16 protein-coding genes are annotated in these 17,139 nt (G+C 60.6%); 7 read left to right on the plus strand and 9 right to left on the minus strand.

From position 1 onward, the window contains the following. Positions 1 to 44: 44 nt before the first annotated feature. The 7 genes from G5533_RS15120 to pspA form a co-directional block, all read right to left on the minus strand. Positions 45 to 1,190 carry an ABC transporter substrate-binding protein gene (locus G5533_RS15120; RefSeq protein ID WP_213387350.1) on the minus strand — a complete coding sequence of 382 codons (1,146 nt, stop codon included), beginning with the start codon at positions 1,188 to 1,190 and terminating at the stop codon, positions 45 to 47. 197 nt (positions 1,191 to 1,387) lie between these two features. Continuing rightward, the gene (locus G5533_RS15125; protein ID WP_005346246.1) at positions 1,388 to 2,311 is read right to left on the minus strand and encodes a LysR family transcriptional regulator; all 924 of its coding nucleotides are present in this window, start codon (positions 2,309 to 2,311) and stop codon (positions 1,388 to 1,390) included. A gap of 190 nt (positions 2,312 to 2,501) precedes the next feature. Then, entirely contained in the window at positions 2,502 to 3,533 is a 1,032-nt protein-coding gene (locus G5533_RS15130) for a YcjF family protein (protein ID WP_421310006.1), read from the minus strand. 53 nt (positions 3,534 to 3,586) lie between these two features. Then, a complete protein-coding gene (locus G5533_RS15135) occupies positions 3,587 to 4,993 on the minus strand; it encodes a YcjX family protein (RefSeq protein ID WP_421310004.1) in 1,407 nt (468 codons plus the stop codon). Between the two features lie 102 nt (positions 4,994 to 5,095). Then, positions 5,096 to 5,500, minus strand: coding sequence for an envelope stress response membrane protein PspC (gene pspC / locus G5533_RS15140; protein WP_005333670.1), 405 nt, complete (start codon positions 5,498 to 5,500; stop codon positions 5,096 to 5,098). Then, positions 5,497 to 5,733, minus strand: a complete 237-nt coding sequence (gene pspB, locus G5533_RS15145) for an envelope stress response membrane protein PspB (protein WP_005333672.1) — start codon at positions 5,731 to 5,733, stop codon at positions 5,497 to 5,499. The genes pspC and pspB overlap by 4 nt, the downstream gene beginning before the upstream one ends. Before the next feature lie 3 nt (positions 5,734 to 5,736). Continuing rightward, positions 5,737 to 6,423 (minus strand): phage shock protein PspA, encoded by a 687-nt coding sequence (gene pspA / locus G5533_RS15150; protein WP_005361184.1) that lies wholly within the window; start codon positions 6,421 to 6,423, stop codon positions 5,737 to 5,739. Between the two features lie 196 nt (positions 6,424 to 6,619). Between pspA and pspF the strand changes: the two genes are divergently transcribed. The 6 genes from pspF (at position 6,620) to G5533_RS15180 (ending at position 13,061) form a co-directional block, all read left to right on the plus strand. Further along, the gene (gene pspF / locus G5533_RS15155; RefSeq protein ID WP_441254984.1) at positions 6,620 to 7,648 is read left to right on the plus strand and encodes a phage shock protein operon transcriptional activator; all 1,029 of its coding nucleotides are present in this window, start codon (positions 6,620 to 6,622) and stop codon (positions 7,646 to 7,648) included. A gap of 108 nt (positions 7,649 to 7,756) precedes the next feature. Continuing rightward, positions 7,757 to 9,352 (plus strand): ABC transporter substrate-binding protein SapA, encoded by a 1,596-nt coding sequence (gene sapA, locus G5533_RS15160; protein WP_441255005.1) that lies wholly within the window; start codon positions 7,757 to 7,759, stop codon positions 9,350 to 9,352. A gap of 2 nt (positions 9,353 to 9,354) precedes the next feature. Beyond that, positions 9,355 to 10,314, plus strand: a complete 960-nt coding sequence (locus G5533_RS15165; RefSeq protein WP_429034859.1) for an ABC transporter permease — start codon at positions 9,355 to 9,357, stop codon at positions 10,312 to 10,314. A gap of 35 nt (positions 10,315 to 10,349) precedes the next feature. Continuing rightward, a complete protein-coding gene (locus G5533_RS15170) occupies positions 10,350 to 11,243 on the plus strand; it encodes an ABC transporter permease subunit (RefSeq protein ID WP_421263232.1) in 894 nt (297 codons plus the stop codon). After that, the gene (locus G5533_RS15175) at positions 11,243 to 12,241 is read left to right on the plus strand and encodes a peptide ABC transporter ATP-binding protein (RefSeq protein WP_139429591.1); all 999 of its coding nucleotides are present in this window, start codon (positions 11,243 to 11,245) and stop codon (positions 12,239 to 12,241) included. Before G5533_RS15170 ends, G5533_RS15175 begins: the two co-directional genes overlap by 1 nt. A gap of 34 nt (positions 12,242 to 12,275) precedes the next feature. Beyond that, the gene (locus G5533_RS15180; protein WP_005333681.1) at positions 12,276 to 13,061 is read left to right on the plus strand and encodes a peptide ABC transporter ATP-binding protein; all 786 of its coding nucleotides are present in this window, start codon (positions 12,276 to 12,278) and stop codon (positions 13,059 to 13,061) included. A 104-nt stretch (positions 13,062 to 13,165) separates the two neighbouring features. Here G5533_RS15180 and htpG read toward each other — a convergent pair whose 3' ends face one another. Both htpG and recR read right to left on the minus strand, forming a co-directional pair. Beyond that, a complete protein-coding gene (gene htpG / locus G5533_RS15185; RefSeq protein WP_441254987.1) occupies positions 13,166 to 15,079 on the minus strand; it encodes a molecular chaperone HtpG in 1,914 nt (637 codons plus the stop codon). Between the two features lie 165 nt (positions 15,080 to 15,244). Further along, the gene (recR, locus tag G5533_RS15190) at positions 15,245 to 15,847 is read right to left on the minus strand and encodes a recombination mediator RecR (RefSeq protein WP_019444931.1); all 603 of its coding nucleotides are present in this window, start codon (positions 15,845 to 15,847) and stop codon (positions 15,245 to 15,247) included. 214 nt (positions 15,848 to 16,061) lie between these two features. Here recR and G5533_RS15195 point away from each other — a divergent pair, with 214 nt between their 5' ends. Continuing rightward, complete coding sequence (locus G5533_RS15195) at positions 16,062 to 16,787, plus strand: DUF2982 domain-containing protein (RefSeq protein WP_441254988.1); 726 nt, start codon at positions 16,062 to 16,064, stop codon at positions 16,785 to 16,787. The last annotated feature ends 352 nt before the right edge of the window (positions 16,788 to 17,139 follow it).

Raw genomic sequence — 17,139 nt, forward strand, 5'->3', positions numbered from 1 at the left:
GTTGGCAAGGTGGCAGCGGTTCCGACCACCTTGCTCACCCCGCCTTAGCGGCCGCCCAGAATGGCGATATAGTCGGAAACCCAGCGGTAATAGGGCACGCAAGTTCCCTGGCTCTTGCACTGGGAGACCGGAGTGCGCCAGAAGCGAACCCGATCGAAGTTGTCGATACCGTTGGTTTTGCACCCGGTCGGGCCCAGCAGGGCATTGCCCTCACAGGCGGCAGGTACCACAGGCACCGAGCCAAACCAGGCGGCGAGATCCCCCTGCAGCTTGTTGCTCAGGGAGTGCTCCAGCCACTTGTAAGCGCAGGTGAGGTTCTTGGCATCGCTGTGCACCATGCTGGTATCGGCCCAACCGGTCACTCCCTCTTTCGGCACAGTGGTGGCGATGGGTTGCTTGTCGGCAATCAGGGCATTGGCCTGGAACGGCCAGGAGCCTGACGCGACCACCCCTTCGTTCTTGAAGTCATCGATCTGGACGAAAGCATCATGCCAGTAGCGTCCCACCAGCTGGCGCTGCTTGCGCAGCAGATCGAGGGAGGCCTTGTACTGATCCTCGTTCAGCTCGTAAGGATCCTTGATGCCCAGGGCAGGCTGATGGGTCATCAGATAGAGGGCGGCATCGGCGATGTGGATCGGGCCATCAAAGGCCTGCACCCGCCCCTTGTTGGACTTGCCATCCGCCAGGGTCTGTTCCTCGAATACCACGTTCCAGGAGTCCGGTGCCTTGGGGAACACCTTGGTGTTGTACATCAGGATATTGCCGCCCCACTGGTAGGGCACGCCGTAGTGCTTGCCATCCACAGTGTGCCAGGGGGCATTTTGCAGCCGGGGATCAATCTTGCTGTAGCTCGGGATGAGCGCCAGATTGAGCGCCTGCACCTTGCCACCGGCAATCAGACGCAGACTGGCATCGCCGGAGGCGGTCACCAGATCGAAGCCCCCCTCGTTCATCAACGCCACCATCTCGTCCGAGGTGGCCGCCGTCTTGACGCTCACCTTGCAGCCGGTCTCTTTCTCGAATCCGGTCACCCAGTCGTAGTTCTTGTCGGTCTCGCCACGCTCAACGTAGCCAGCCCAGGCCACGATATTGAGCTGGCCTTCACCCTTGCCGAGCTCGGTCGGGGCAGCCTGGGTCTGGCCTACCAGCAGCGCCGGCACAAGAGCCAGCATCAGAGGGGTCAATTTCATCATGCACTCCTTGCATTGTGTTGACTTGCATCAGGTGAAGGAACGCCGCCATTGGCGTTAACATCCTGTTAACCAGCAATGAGCTTAGGGGAGTGGCAATACGATGAATATTTCAATTTTTGGTGGCTCAGGTATCAGCTAAATCGATATCGAGTGCAGATGAATCTGATTTTTGGTGGCTACCCCGCAAGAGATGGCTAGCGAGGGAGCGCCTGACGGGCCCGCAACCGGCTCTGATCCCGCGCAATATCGATAAATTCCCGCGCAGTCCAATCCAGCCGAGAACCACGGCGCCACACCAGCCCGATATCGATGGCGGGAATGGGCTCCTTGATGGGGCGCGCCTCGACCCGCTCCTGTTCCAGCGACCAGGGGCGATAGGCAAAGTCGGGCAACAGGGCGACCCCGAGCTGGCTTGCCACCAGACTGCGCACCGCCTCCACCGACGCGGTGCGCAGCACGATGCGGGGAGAGATGCCGTAGCGGCGCAGGCCGCCACCGATGATCTGATCGAGCTGATCGGCGGTCAGCGAGATCATCGGCTCCTCCCCCAGCGCGGTGAGCGAGAGGGTCGACTCGGCGCAGAGCGGGTGGTTGGCGGCCAGCCAGAGCCGCAGCGGCGAACGGGTCAGCAATTCGGTATCAAACGCCTCTTGCCGGATGGTGCGGTTGGTCATCAGGATCCCCACATCCACCTCGCCGTTGACGATCTGGTGCTCCAGAAAAGGCTGTTCATCCTCCTTCACCTCGATCTGTACCGCCGGAAAGGCGCGGCGAAAGCGGCCAAGCGCCTCTGAGAGGTAGTAACCCGCCACCAAGGTGGTCACGCCGATGGTGAGTCGCCCCTGATCCTGCTGGGCCACCGCTTTGAGGGAGTGGCTCGCCTCGGTCATGGCGCCGAGAATGCGGCGGGCGTGGAGCAAAAACTGGTGCCCCTGAGTGGTGAGGGTGACGCCGCGCGGATTGCGCTCGAATAGCGGGGCGCCGAGCTCGGTCTCCAGCTCGCGAATGGCGCTGGTGACCGCCGACTGGGAGATATGCAACTCGGCGGCGGCACGACTCACTGAGAAGCTGTCGGCCACGGCCACAAAATAACGGATCTGGCGAAAGGTAAAGTTCATCGGGCATCCTTGCCGATTGGTACTATTGGTGTGATTGGTAAGATTGACTGCCAGCTTAACCGTAAACGGGCGTCTCGCCAAAACCGGGCACTGCTGCCAACTCAATGATCTGCCGATTAAAACCATGCCCCTGCGGCTTGGCGAGCACGACAGGGGCATGGGTCATCGCAGCAAGGTGCAGACAGGGCTATCAGGATTTGTTGAGATACCCCGCCAGCTGGCCGATCAGCCGCTTGCGCAGCTCACCGAGTTTCGGCTTCTCGTCCGCACACCAGGGCAGCGGGCGGCACGCTTCGATGGTGCGCAGACCAAGGCGAGCGGTGAGCAGCCCGGCCCCCACCCCTTGCGCCGCGCGGGCAGAGAGCTTGGCGGCAAACTCGGCGCCCAGCAAGTCCATCCCCACCTCGGTCACCAGCTCGGTGGCACCGGCGTAGAGCATGTTGCGAAACACCTGACGGATGAGGCGTATGCGGCTCCAGTAGCCGAGCTCGATGGCGTAGACATCGGCGATATCCTCGATCATCCGCAGGTTGCGCCACAACATCAGCATCATGTCGACGGTGGCGAGCGGGCTGAGCGCCACCAGCACAGCGGCCTCCCCCGACCATTTGGCCACCCGCGCCTGCGCCAGTTTGTCGCGTTCGCTCAATACCAGCTGACTGTAAAGGGTCAGCACCTCCCGATCGCTGTGGCTCTCGTCGAGCTGGGCCAGCCAGGTTTGATACCCCTCGCGCCCCTTGTCGCCACTTTTGACCGCCAACCCTTCGCAAAAGGCCTGCCCCTGCCCGACTCCCTGATGGGCCAGCAGATCTTCTGCTCGCGAGCGCACATCCTGACGCCGCTTGAGAGTGTGCAGCCGCAGCCACTCGCGCCCCACCACGCTGGCGGTGCCCGCCGCCACCAGCGCCGAGGCCGCCAGCCAGGCGCTGCCCCAGAGCGGGGTGGTGAGGAATTGATCGTAAAGAAAGGCGCCATACTGGCCCAACGAGAGCAGACCGACTGCCCCCAGCCCCCACGCCAGCAGCCGATGGCGGCGGCGCGGTTTGATGACGAGGGCGCTCTCCACCTCGGTGAAATCGTCCAGCTCGTCGAGACGCTCGAAACTCGCCTCCTCCAGCCGCTGGGCCGGCGCGGGCGGGCGCTCGTCACTGGCCACCGTCAAGGCAGGCTCAAGGATCACCTTGCCCTGCAGCGGTGGCCGCTCTTTTATCTGATCGTTCATCGCATTGTTCTCCTGTGCACAGCCTTCGGCTCAGGTGCCAAGACCGCACACCATTATTCGAGGTGATCCCCGAGCAGAAACTCCAGCGCCGCATCGAGCCGGATATGGGGCAGCGCCTGATGGGGGCTCATGGGCATGGGGCGAAACGCCTGAAAATCAAAGCCCTGATTGTTCCACCACTGCGCGGGCGGAATATGGGGCGGCACCTCCCCCGGAAAGAGCAGCAGCGGCTCACCGCTCAGGCTGGTGCCGCGGATGGCGGGGAACTCGCGGCCATTGGCCACCCCCTTGCCCACTTCGGTCGCCTTGATGGCGGCAAGCGCCAAGCACTCAGTGGTGATCCCCTCAAAACGGGCCTGGCCGCGGCCGCTGCGCACCAGATGCTGGAGCAGGGAGACCATGGGCCCATGCTGTTCGGGGGTGACGTGATCGGCCTTGCTCGCCACAAACAGCAGCTTGTCGATACGGGGCGAGAAGAGTCGCCGCCACCAGTTGCTCTTGCCGTAGGCAAAGCTCTCCATGATGCGGGCGATGGCCTGCTGCATGTCGCCAAAGCTGGCCGCCCCTGCGTTGAGGGGCTGCAGGCAATCCACCAGCACGATCTGGCGATCAAAGCCGGCAAAGTGCTGCTCATAAAAACCCTGCACCAGATGCTGCTTGTACTGCTCGAAGCGCTGCCTGAGGGTGGCATAGAGGGTGCCATCTGCAGGCTCGCCGGCGGGCATCTCCCACACCCAGGGGACAAATTGCAGCATGGGGGCTCCGGCATACTCCCCCGGCAAGACGAAGCGGCCGGGCTGGATCAGGTGCAGCCCCAGCTCCTGTTTGCAGGCGTGCAGATAGGCGGTGTAGCGCTCGGCCAACTCAGCCACCGGTCGTTCTTCGAAGCGCTGCTCAGCCTGCCACCCGGGGGTCAGCCAGCTGGCGGCAAGGGCCTGCAGCTCGGGGCGGCGCAGCTGCTCGCGTACCTGTTCACTCCACTTCTCGTAGCTCATCTCAAGCAGCGGCAAGTCGAGCAGCCACTCCCCGGGATAGTCCACCAGATCCACGTAGAGGGTGGAGATCTCACCCAGATGCTTGCGCAGGGGGTGACGGGTGCGGTAGCGAATTTCGAGGCGCACTTCCGCCACGCCGCGGGTGGGCTCGGGCCAGGCAGGCGGATCGCCAAACAGGGAGTCGAGACCGCGCTCGTAGGCAAAGGTGGGAATGTGGGCATTTTGCTGCGGCACCCGGCGGGCACCGAGGATGCGCCCCTGACGCAGGGCATCCCACAGGGGCAGGCGGCCATCGATGGCCGCGTGTTCCAGCTGGTTGACCAGCGCCGTGATAAAGGCGGTCTTGCCGCTGCGTGAGAGGCCGGTCACCGCCAGCCGGATATGGCGATCCCGCACCCGGTTCACCACGTCGTTCGCCTTGCTCTGCAGGCGAGTCAACTTCTGTTCCAGTTTATTGAGTATCAAGGCTTGACCCGTTCTCCCTTGGTGGTTGCATCTGGATAGCTGGTGTCGATGGTGGCGCATCACGGGAGGCGCCGCCATCGACATTGAGTGCTTGAGCAAGAACTACAGCTTGCGAAATTCCCGCTGCAGGGTGAACTCCCTGGAGGTCACCAGCTTCTCGATCCGCTGAACTCTGGGCTCCAGCGCGTCAAGTTCCTGCGCGATGCGGCCCAGCGCCTGATGAGGGGTGATCCCCGCCTGCCAGCTGCGCGCTTTCATCCGCACCTCGGCAAAGTCGGCATCCTCTTGCGAATAGAGGGTGACCGGCTTTTTGTCGAGCAAGAACCAGGCGGCGATATAGGCGGTGAAGGTAATGAAACCGGCGAAGATAAGGCCACTGATGGCGAGCAACCGCACGATCCAGGTCTCCACCCCGAAATACTCAGCCAAACCGGCGCAGATCCCGGCTATCTTGCCACGCTGGGGATCGCGATAGAGGTTACGCCCTTCACGACTGACACTGCTCATACCTTGTTCCTCCAACCGGGTACTTCTGCATCCAGAATTGATTCCAGCGCGCCCACTCGCTCCTGCATCTTCTCGGTGCGAGCCAGCAGCCCTTGCAGCTGTTCCCGCTCGCTATCGGCAAGACCGGCGCCAATGCGCCCCTTGGCACGATAGTGCAGCACCAGCCAGATGGGGGCTACCACCACCATGAAGACCACCATGGGAACCATCAATACACCCAGCAGATCTTCCATCTGTTACTCCCCCTGTTTGCCTTCGCTTTTGCTGTCGCCCTGACCCAGCTTCTGGCGCATGGCTTCCAGCTCGCGGCTTATCTGATCGTCCACTTCCAGCTCGGCAAACTGCTGCGCCAGCGCCTTGTCGGACTGTCCCAGATCGGCGCGCGCTTCCATTTCGTCGATGCGACGCTCCATCCGCTCAAACTTGCTCACCACCGCCTGGCTCTCGCCACGGGCTACCTGGCTCTGCACATTGAGACGGCTGCTGGCCGCTTCGGTGCGAATGGCCATCGCCTTTTGACGGGCGCGGGCATCTTCCAGCTTGGCTTCGAGCTGGCGGATCTCCTCACCCAGCTTCTCGATGCCGCTGTCGACCGCCTGCTGCTCGCGGTAGAGGGTCTCTGACAACTCGGTCTGTTTCTTCTTCTCGATAAGGGCGGCGCGGGCCAGATCTTCACGTCCCTTGGTCAGGGCCAGCTCGGCCTTGGCTTGCCACTCGTCGACCCGCTCCTGATGACGGGCGACCTGACGACCAATCTCTTTCTGGCTGGCGAGGAAGCGGGCCAGATTGGAACGCTCCTTGACCAGCTCGTCCTCCATCTCCTGGATGATCAGGCGCACCATCTTCTGGGGATCTTCTGCCTTGTCGAGCAGGGCCGTCAGGTTGGAATTGATGATGTCGGCCAGACGGGAAAAAATACTCATGATTGCACTCCTGTTATTGGCATGGCGTTGTTTCTCCATTGACAATGGCAACTTGTGTGCCAATCTGGAAAAAAATTTAACTTGTTGATTTATATGGGGCAGAATAGCCGGATTGCAAGATGCCTCGCGCAAGTGATGATTAAAATCACCAACTTTTGGTAAGATTGACCAGCTTTTACAACTGACAGGGATCACTATGACCACGGCCACGGAAAGCCTGCTGGGGGAATCCAACGCATTTCTCGAGATCATTGAGCAGGCCTCACGGCTCGCCCCACTGCGCAAACCCGTGCTGATCATCGGTGAGCGGGGGACAGGCAAGGAGCTGATCGCCCACCGCCTACATTATCTCTCGGCGCGCTGGGATCAAAGCTTTGTCACCATCAACTGCGCCACCCTGAGCGAGAGCCTGCTGGAGACCGAGCTGTTCGGTCACGAAGCGGGGTCGTTTACCGGTGCGGCCAAGCGCCATCAGGGCCGCTTCGAGCGGGCCGATGGCGGCACCCTCTTCCTCGACGAACTGGCCACCACCAGCGCCCGGGTGCAGGAGAAGTTGCTGCGGGTCATCGAGTATGGCGAGTTCGAGCGGGTGGGTGGGGCCAAGCCCCTCAAGGTGGATGTGCGGCTGGTCTGCGCCACCAACGAGGATCTCCCTGCGCTGGCCGACAAGGGGCAGTTTCGCCACGATCTGCTCGACCGGCTCGCGTTTGATGTGATCACCCTCCCCCCCTTGCGGGAGCGGCGGGAAGATATCCTGATGCTGGCGGAGCACTTCGCCCACAGCATGACCCGGGAGCTGGGCTATCCGCTGTTTGCCGGTTTCTCGCGCAAGGCAACCCAGCTACTGCTGGATTACCACTGGCCGGGCAACGTGCGGGAGCTGAAGAACGTGGTGGAGCGCAGTATCTATCGTCAGAGCAATCCCCAGTTGCCGCTCTCGACCCTGGTGCTCAACCCGTTTGATTCCCCCTGGCGACCACAGGTCACGCAACCTGCGCAAGAGGCCCGAAGCGAGGTACAATCTGCATCCCCCCTCGCCTTGCCACTCGATCTCAAGCAGGCGGTGGCGGAGTACGAGATTAATTTACTCAAGCAAGCGATGCAGCAATCCCAGTATAATCAGCGCAAAGCCGCTCAACTGCTGGCCTTAAGCTATCACCAGTTCCGTGGCATGCTACGCAAATATCAGCTGCTGGATGGCGATAACGATGCAGAACAAGAGTGAAGGAGCGCGGTTGATGCCGACTCCAGCAACACGCCAGCCTTCGCGCTGGCACATTTGTATCAAAACGTGCGTACAAAACCCCTATAAGAACATGGTTCAACAATGAGAATGCTCACACCCTTGCTGCTGGGTCTGCTGGTGCTGGTCACCGGCTGCCAGAAGCAACCCGAGGCCTCCAAAACCGGACTCATCTATTGTGCTGAGGGATCCCCCCTCTCCTTCAATCCCCATGTTTCCAACTCCGGGGTGACACTGGATGCCAGTGCCCGTCCGCTCTACGACCGCCTGCTGGAGGTGAACCCCAACACCCTGGCGTTGGAGCCGGCGCTCGCCACCAACTGGCATGTCAGCGAGGATGGCCTCACCTATACCCTGACCCTGCGCAAGGGGGTGACGTTTCACCATACTCCCTGGTTCAAGCCCACCCGCACTTTCAATGCCGATGATGTGGTCTTTACCTATGCCCGCCAGCTTGACGAGCAGCACCCCTATCACAATGTCTCCGGCGGCGATTACCCCTACTTCTACAGCCTGGGGCAAGATCTGCTGATCAAGCGGGTGAGCAAGAAGGGGCCGCAGACGGTAGTATTCGAGCTGAACCAGCCGAACGCCTCCTTCCTCGCCACCCTGGCCAGCGACTATGCGGTGATCCTCTCCGCCGAATACGCCGAGCAGATGTTGCAGGCGGGCACCCCGGCCCTGCTGGATAGCCGCCCCATCGGCACCGGGCCGTTCAGCTTCAAGGAGTATCGCCACAACGAGTTCATTCGCTATCAGCGCCATCCCGGCTATTGGGGCGGCGATGCCAAGATTGAACAGCTGGTCTACGACATCACCCCCAAATCCGCCAAACGGCTGGCCAAGCTGCTGACCGGCGAGTGCGACGTGATGAGCACCCCTTCCGCCAGCCAGCTCTCGGTGATCAAGCAAAATCCGGCGCTGAGCCTCTCGGTCCAGTCGGGGATGAACGTCGCCTTTTTGGCCCTCAATACCCGCAAGCCGCCCTTCAACAACGTCAAGGTGCGTCAGGCCATTGCCAGCGCCATCAACATCGACAACCTGTTGCAGGCGGTCTATTTCGATACCGGCCTGCCCGCCAACAGCCTGCTGCCGACCCTCTCATGGGGTTACAACCCCAGCCTGCCCGAGCGCAAACCCGACCTGAAACGGGCGCGCCAGCTGCTCAAGGAGGCGGGACTGGAGAAAGGGTTCGAGATGCAGGTGCTGGTACAGCCGGACGCCCGCCCCTACAACCCGGATGCGGTCAAGACTGCCCAGCTGATCCGCAGCGATCTGGCCAAGGTCGGGATCAAGCTCAAGATCGTGCAACGGGAGTGGCCGGTGATCGAAAGCCGCCTCACCAAGGGGCAGTACGACAGCCTGCTCTCCGGCTGGATTGCCGACAACGCCGACCCGGACAATTTCTTCCGTCAGCTGCTGAGCTGCTCGGCAGTGGAGCGCGGCAACAACTACAGCCGCTGGTGTAGCCCGGCCTTCGATCAGTTGCTGGATGATGCGGTCACCACGCCCCAGCTCTCGTTCCGGCTGCGCAACTACTACTATGCCCAGACCCTGCTCAACGAACAGCTGCCGCTGATCCCGCTGGCGCACGCCTTGCGTACCCAGGTCAGCCGCAGCGACATCGAGGGGCTGACGCTGATGCCCTTTGGCGGCACCTCCTTCAACCAGGCTCACAGGGAGTAAGCATGCTTCTATACACCTTGCGCCGCATCAACCTGCTGCTCATCACCCTGCTGGCGCTGACCTTTGTCGCCTACCTGCTGGACTATCGGCTGATCGGCAATCAGCTCAGCTTCTGGAGCGGCTATCCCGACTTCCTGCGCCGCATTTTCGCAGGCGACCTAGGGCTCTCCAGCGTCTCCGGACTGCCGGTGCTGGACGAGATCCGCCACTACTTCCCGGCGACCCTGATCCTCTGTCTGGCGGCGTTCGCCATCTCGCTGCTGGTGGGGATTCCTCTCGGCACCCTGGCGGCCCTGTCACAGGGCAAGACGCTGGATCTCTCCATCATGACTGCCGGTCTTATCGGCTATGCGGTGCCGGTGTTCTGGCTGGCGCTGCTGGTGGTGATGCTCTTTTCACTGGATCTCGGCTGGCTGCCGGCGTCGGGCCAGATCAGCCTGCTCTACGACGTGCCCCCCATTACCGGCATCGCGGTGATCGATGTGCTGCTCAGCAACGAGCCCTGGCGGCAAGCGGCGCTGCACGATGCCCTGCGCCACCTCATTCTCCCATCACTGGTGCTGGCGGTGGTGCCCACCACCGAGGTGATCCGCCATGTGCGCAGCTCCCTCATCGACGTGATGAAGCAGAACTACATCAAGGCGGCGGCGAGCCGGGGCCTTTCCAAGGCGCAGATCGTCTGGCGCCATGGTCTGAAGAACGCCCTGCCGCCGGTACTGCCGCTGCTGGGTTTGCAACTGGGCAGTGTGCTCACCTCCGCAATGATCACCGAGGTGGTGTTCGAGTGGCACGGGATCGGCCGCTGGCTCATCAGCAGCATCGCCCTGCAGGATTACGCGGCCATCCGCGGCGCCACTCTGGTGGTGGCCAGTTTCGTGATTCTGATCAGCGTCAGCACAGAGTTGCTGACCACCCTTATCTATCCGGCACGGCGCAAAGAGCTCTATGCCAAACAGGATTGAACGCGCTCATGGCGTGACCAGGAGCCAGGTACTCTATGCAAGATAAATCGAACATCTATCCCGAACTCAAGATCCTCTCGCCCCTTGAGCAGACGTGGGCATCCTATCGCCGCAATCCGCTCGCCATGGCGGGGCTCTGGTGTTTTTTGCTGTTGCTGCTTATCACGCTGGTGGGGCCGCTGGTCGTTCCCTACGGTATTGATGAACAGCACACCGACAGGCTGCTGCTCGCCCCCTCCTGGGCGGCGACCGGCAATATCGACTACTTCCTTGGCACCGATGATTTGGGGCGCGACATGCTCTCCCGGCTGGTGGTGGGGGCACGTCTCACCTTCGGCTGTGCCCTTGTCGTGGTGGTGATCGCCATGGTGGTGGGCTCCGCCATCGGCATACTCGGCGGCATGAGCAAGGGGCTGAAATCGAGCGTGCTGCACCACCTGCTCGATACCCTGCTCTCCATCCCCTCCCTGCTGATGGCCATCATCATGGTTGCCATTCTGGGGCCGGGCCTTGGCAATACCCTGATCGCCATTACCCTGGCATTGATCCCCCCCTTTATCCGGGCCACTTACAACGCGGTGCATGCCGAGATGCAGAAGGAGTACATCATTGCCAGTCGGCTCGATGGCTCGCCCCCCTTCAGGATCATGCGGCTGGCTATTTTGCCCAATATCGTCGAGACCCTGGTGGCCCAGACCACCCGCACCTTGTCTGCGGCCATTCTCGATATCTCGGCAGTCGGTTTTCTCGGCCTCGGCGCACAATCCCCTCAACCGGAGTGGGGCACCATGCTGGCCGATTCGAGTGACCTCATCTATCTCGCCCCCTGGACCGTCACTTTGCCGGGCATGGCTATCCTGTTCAGCGTGCTGGCCACCAACCTGGTTGGTGAAGGCATCCGCGAAGCACTCAAAGAGGGGAATGACTGATGCCGCTGCTCGATATTCGCAATCTCACCATCGAGATCGACACACCGCAAGGCAAGGTCAAGGCGGTGGACAAGGTGAGCCTGACCCTGACCGAGGGGGAGATCCGCGGTCTGGTGGGTGAATCCGGCTCAGGCAAGAGCCTGATCGCCAAAGTGATCGTCGGCATCGAGAAGGACAACTGGACGGTACGTGCCGACCGGATGCGCTTCAACGATATGGATCTGCTGACCATGGCCCCCAAGGAGCGCCGTCGCATCATGGGCCGCGAGATCGCCATGATCTTCCAGGACCCCATCAGCTGTCTCGATCCCTCCGAGGAGATCGGCACCCAGCTGGAAGAGGCGATCCCGACCGATTCGTTCGAGGGACAATTCTGGCAGCGCTTCCAGTGGCGCAAGAAGAGGGCCATCGCCCTGCTGCACCGGGTAGGCGTCAAGGATCACCGCAAGGTGATGCGCGCCTATCCCCATGAGCTGTCGGATGGCATGTGCCAGAAGGTGATGATCGCCATGGCCATTGCCAACCAGCCGCGTCTGCTGGTAGCCGACGAGCCCACCAGCGCCATGGAGTCCACCACCCACTCCCAGATCCTGCGACTGCTGGACAAGATGAACAAGCTGGGTAATACCACCATCCTGATCATCAGTAACGATATCGCCGCCATCGCCAATCTGACTGATACCATCAACGTGATGTATTGCGGCCAGATGGTGGAAGTGGGCACCCGGGAGCAGATCCTCGAGACCCCGCACCACCCCTATACCGATGCCCTGCTCAAATCGATCCCCGACTTTGACAAGCTGGTGCGCCACAAGTCGCGCCTCGAGACCCTGCCCGGCGTCATCCCGCCGCTGCAACACCTGCCCATCGGCTGCCGTCTGGGGCCGCGCTGCCCCTACGCCCAGAAGCAGTGCGTGCAGACTCCGTTGATGAACAAGATCAAGGGCCATCAGTTCAGCTGCCACTTCCCGCTGAACATGGAGGAGCCAAAAAAATGATGACCGTTAATGCCCCCATGAAGGAGCCCCGCTTGTGATCGAGCCATCCCTGTTGCAGGTCAGAGGCCTTAGCAAAACCTACCAGAACCGCACCGGTCTATTCCGTCGTCAGGCGGTGGAGGCGATCAAGCCCCTCTCGTTCGATCTCGAGGTGGGTCAGACCCTCGCCATCGTCGGCGAAGCTGGCTCCGGCAAGAGTACCCTCGCCCGCATTCTGGCTGGCATGATCGAACCCACCAGCGGCGACATCGCCATCGACGGCCAGCTGATGGTGCATGGCGATTACCAGACTCGCTGCAAACTGCTGCGGATGATTTTTCAGGATCCCAACACCTCGCTGAACCGCAAGATCCGGGTCGGCCAGATCCTGGAAACCCCGCTGCGTCTCAACACCGAGATGACCGAGGAGGAGCGCCGTGAGAAGGTGGTGCAAACCCTGCGCATGGTGGGGATGCTGCCGGACCACGCCCTGTTCTATCCGCAGATGCTCTCCTCCGGTCAGCAACAGCGGGTGGCGCTGGCACGCGCGCTGATCCTCAACCCCAAGATAGTGGTGGCCGATGAGGCGCTCTCCACCCTGGATATCTCGGTACGCTCCCAGATCATCAATCTGCTGCTGGAGATGCAGGAGACCATGGGACTGAGTTATGTGCTGGTAGCCAACGATCTGGGCATCGTCAGCCATATCAGCGACGAGGTGCTGGTAATGCACGAAGGTCGGGTGGTGGAGCGCGGCAAGACTCTCAAGGTGTTTGCCGATCCCCAGCATGAGGTGACTCGCCGTCTCATCCAGAACTACAACAACGAATACCGCAAATAGAGAGGCGCTGGCCGCTCCCTTGCCGCTGTGTTTCGCCGAGCTCACTCGGCGAGATCAAAAAAGCCCACTGCATGCAGTGGGCTTTCTGTTACCGGCGTTGCTGCTTAGGCTTGCAGCAGCAGACGGTTGATACGGGAGACGAAGCTCGCCGGATCGTTCAGCCCGCCCTGCTCGGCCAGCTGGGCCTGTTCGTGCAGCAGGGTGACCCACTCACCGAACAGAGCCTCGTCTTCAATGGTGTCGAGTTTCTTCACCAGCGCATGGTCAGGGTTGAGCTCCAGAATGTACTTCTGCTCCGGTACCGGCTGGCCAGCCGCACGCATGAGCTTGATCATCTGGGTGCTCATACCGTAGGCGTCAGTGACGATGCAAGAGGGTGAATCGGTCAGACGGTGAGTGACACGCACCTCTTTCACTGCATCGCCCAGGCTCTTCTTGACCCGCGCCACCAGACCGGCGTTAGCTTTTTCGGCCTCTTCCTGCGCCTGCTTGGAGGCTTCATCTTCCAGATCGCCGAGATCCAGTTCGCCACGGGTGACGGAGATGAGCTGCTTGCCGTCGAACTCGGTCAGGTGGCTCATCAGCCACTCGTCCACTCGCTCCCACATCAGCAGCACTTCGACACCCTTCTTGCGGAAGATCTCGAGATGCGGGCTGTTCTTGGCAGCGGCATAGGAGTCGGCGGTGATGTAGTAAATCTTCTGCTGACCTTCCTTCATGCGGCCAACGTAATCCTCGAGAGAGACTGTCTGGGCTTCGCCCTCGCCAGCGGTGCTGGCAAAGCGCAGGAGCTTCGCGATCTCTTCGCGGTTGGCGTAATCCTCGGCCGGGCCCTCTTTGAGCACGTTACCGAACTCTTTCCAGAACTTGGCGTACTTCTCGGCATCGTCTTTCGCCAGCTTGGAGAGCATGGTCAGGACGCGCTTGGAGCAAGCTTTGCGCAGGGAAGCGGTCACCTTGTTGTCCTGCAGAATTTCACGGCTGACGTTGAGCGGCAGATCGTTGGAGTCCAGCACCCCTTTGACGAAACGCAGGTAGGTCGGCATAAACTGCTCGGCGTCATCCATGATGAAGACGCGCTGTACGTAGAGCTTCAGACCGTGCTTCTGCTCGCGGTTGTAGAGGTCGAACGGTGCGCGGGCCGGTACGTAGAGCAGGCTGGTGTACTCTTGCGCCCCTTCCACCCGGTTGTGACCCCAGAGCAGCGGATCTTCAAAGTCGTGGGCGACGTGCTTGTAGAACTCCTGATACTCCTCGTCCTTGATATCTTTCGGGTTGCGGGTCCACAGTGCAGTCGCGCGGTTGACCTGCTCCCACTCGCCCGGGGTGCCGACGATGGTTTCACCATCCTCTTCACGATCCGGGGTACCCTCTTTGAACATCTCGACCGGTACGCTGATGTGATCGGAATATTTGCCCACCACGGAGCGCAGACGCCAGTCGTCGAGGAACTCGTCCTCTTCGGCACGCAGGTGCAGGATAACATCGGTACCGCGACCCTCTTTGGTCACGTCAGCCACGGTGAAGGAGCCTTCCCCTTCCGATTCCCACTGTACGCCCTGCTCCGGCGCGGTGCCGGCGGCGCGGGAGACCACGGTCACCTTGTCGGCCACGATAAAGGCGGAGTAGAAACCGACCCCGAACTGACCGATCAGCTGGGAATCCTTACCCTGATCGCCGGAGAGGTTTTTGAAGAATTCGGCGGTGCCGGACTTGGCGATGGTACCCAGATGCTCGATCACCTGATCACGGGTCATACCGATCCCGTTATCGGAGATGGTCAGGGTACGCTTCTCTTTGTCCACCACCAGGCGCACACGCAACTGGCCGTCGTTTTCAAACAAAGAGGCATCGGAAAGCGCCTTGAAGCGCAGCTTGTCCGCCGCATCGGATGCGTTGGAGATCAGCTCGCGCAGGAATACTTCTTTGTTGGAGTAGAGGCTGTGAGCCATCAGGCTCAGCAGTTGTTTGACTTCAGTCTGAAAGCCGTGGGTTTCGGCATGAACACTTTGGGTCATGGACCAATCCTCAGAAACATCGGGTTGAACATATGCCCAACCTAGATGGGGACGGCCAATCAAATATCAAGGGGGCGAATGTGCAATCCTGCTCATTCGCCCCCTTTTTCCATTCAACTGCCGATTTTCTGATCAAGCCGCAATGATACAGCCCTATCCCGCCCCTTATTTGAGGCGCTGACGCCCCATCAGGGAGTGGGAGAGCGTGGTGCCATCCACCAGCTCCAGCTCTCCGCCCACCGGCACACCGTGGGCGATGCGGCTCACCTCTACCCCGGCAGCACGGGCCATATCAGCGATATACCAGGCGGTAGCATCCCCCTCGATGGTGGGATTGGTGGCGAGGATCAGTTCGCTGATGTGCTCTTCCTTCAGGCGGCGCTCGAGAATATCGAGTCCCAGCTCCTCCGGGCCTATGCCGTCCAGCGGCGAGAGGTGGCCCATCAGCACGAAGTAGCGGCCGGAGAACTGGCCGGTCTGCTCGATGGCGGCCACGTCCGCCGGGCTCTCCACCACGCAGAGCAGACCGTTCTCTTCCCGCTTGGGATTGGCGCAAATATCGCAGCGATCGTTCTCGGTAAAGGTGCGGCAGTGGCTGCAGTGGCCAATCTCGGTCAGGGCGCGAGAGAGCAGTTGGGCCAACCGCAAGCCGCCGCTGCGCTCACGCTCGAGCAGGGTAAAGGCCATCCGCTGGGCAGACTTAGGCCCCACCCCCGGCAATACCTGCAGGGCTTTCATCATCTCATCGAGCAGGGGACTGAACTTCATAACACTCCTTACACAGGCCTGCCCCTCGCCACCACTAGGGCCACGACGGGTCAGCAAAACAGGATAAAGCCAATGGCGCAGGACTATACCCGAGCCGGCCCATGACTGCCATTTGCTTTGCTGGCCAGCGCAAAAACGCGGCGCTTATACTTGGTCAAAGACAAACGGGTGGTGTAATAAAAGATCGCTCCCCTCATCAGGACAAGGAGGTTAAATGGAGACACAACATATAAAGCCTCTGGTCCGCCGAAACGGACTAACCCTGATCTGGGCCGGGGGGCTCATCACCAGCCTGATGCTATTACTACTCTGGTTGCTTGTGGAAGGCCCGGTGCTCCCGGCCTATATATTGTTGCTACTGAGTGGCATGATGATAACCTTGATAGGCTGGTTCAAGCTCAATGAGCCCCCGATCAGCCTCTCCCTATGCCAGCACTCCCTCCACTATCACCACAAATATGGCGGCTGGGCACTGAGGTGGCACAACATCCAGCGTATCGATCAACCCAGAATCCATGTTGGTTGGGATCTCCAGCCCCTGCCCTATATCGGTTTCAAGATAAAACAGTATGACGAGTTTCTGACACTGATCACTCCCAGACTGGCCGTGCATCTGTTGACAGAGCAGCGCCCTGTGTTGCTGCATGCCCTGCATAATGAGCAGCTCCATGGGCAGCCAGTGCATACAAATGACCCCTTACAAGGCATCGACTGGCTGGAGGAGAGTCACTTTTGCTCCCCGCAAGGGCTGCACTACGATGGCGCATTGGCCATGCTGGCTCAACGGATGATTCGCATGCGCCACTTGCTCGGTTATGACCTGTTGATCCCGGTAGGCAGCCTGGATCGGGAACCGGATGATTTCCTCAAACTGCTGCGCCAATACAGGCAGGAGGCGATCGTCTCTCCACTACCTTCATCAGAGCCACACGCTCAATAACCCCCCTGCCAAGTGGTTGTCGCTACGTCCCAGGCACTGAACGGTGAGCTATCCAACGCGGTTGTAACACCCATTAGACGATTGCAGAGAGTGCTGATGAGAACTACCGATTCCCATAACACTAAATACTCATACCCTGAAGTAACCACCCTTCACCATGTGGTGCGGTGTTTATTTGAACAGTTAACTGCCATGGGTCATGGCAGTTAAAGAGGCTCATTTTTCGACATTGGATGCCAAAACGCTCAAGCGCTCTTGGCAACACGTTTTTATTTGTAATGGCTAACCAAAATCTAATTACCATACAAGTAACCCGAATTGCCGACGCACCTCCTACAGCGAATCATCACTT

Source organism: Aeromonas sp. A600620 (assembly GCF_029479985.1).
GTDB classification, from domain to species: Bacteria; Pseudomonadota; Gammaproteobacteria; order Enterobacterales; family Aeromonadaceae; genus Aeromonas; species Aeromonas veronii_A.

Coding starts and splice junctions, on each gene's coding strand:
- G5533_RS15120 (WP_213387350.1), bottom strand. CDS start 1,190: ATGAAATTGACCCCTCTGATGCTGGCTCTTGTGCCGGCGCTGCTGGTA.
- G5533_RS15125 (WP_005346246.1), bottom strand. CDS start 2,311: ATGAACTTTACCTTTCGCCAGATCCGTTATTTTGTGGCCGTGGCCGAC.
- G5533_RS15130 (WP_421310006.1), bottom strand. CDS start 3,533: ATGAACGATCAGATAAAAGAGCGGCCACCGCTGCAGGGCAAGGTGATC.
- pspC (WP_005333670.1), bottom strand. CDS start 5,500: ATGAGCAGTGTCAGTCGTGAAGGGCGTAACCTCTATCGCGATCCCCAG.
- pspB (WP_005333672.1), bottom strand. CDS start 5,733: ATGGAAGATCTGCTGGGTGTATTGATGGTTCCCATGGTGGTCTTCATG.
- pspA (WP_005361184.1), bottom strand. CDS start 6,423: ATGAGTATTTTTTCCCGTCTGGCCGACATCATCAATTCCAACCTGACG.
- pspF (WP_441254984.1), top strand. CDS start 6,620: ATGACCACGGCCACGGAAAGCCTGCTGGGGGAATCCAACGCATTTCTC.
- sapA (WP_441255005.1), top strand. CDS start 7,757: ATGCTCACACCCTTGCTGCTGGGTCTGCTGGTGCTGGTCACCGGCTGC.
- G5533_RS15165 (WP_429034859.1), top strand. CDS start 9,355: ATGCTTCTATACACCTTGCGCCGCATCAACCTGCTGCTCATCACCCTG.
- G5533_RS15170 (WP_421263232.1), top strand. CDS start 10,350: ATGCAAGATAAATCGAACATCTATCCCGAACTCAAGATCCTCTCGCCC.
- G5533_RS15175 (WP_139429591.1), top strand. CDS start 11,243: ATGCCGCTGCTCGATATTCGCAATCTCACCATCGAGATCGACACACCG.
- htpG (WP_441254987.1), bottom strand. CDS start 15,079: ATGACCCAAAGTGTTCATGCCGAAACCCACGGCTTTCAGACTGAAGTC.
- recR (WP_019444931.1), bottom strand. CDS start 15,847: ATGAAGTTCAGTCCCCTGCTCGATGAGATGATGAAAGCCCTGCAGGTA.
- G5533_RS15195 (WP_441254988.1), top strand. CDS start 16,062: ATGGAGACACAACATATAAAGCCTCTGGTCCGCCGAAACGGACTAACC.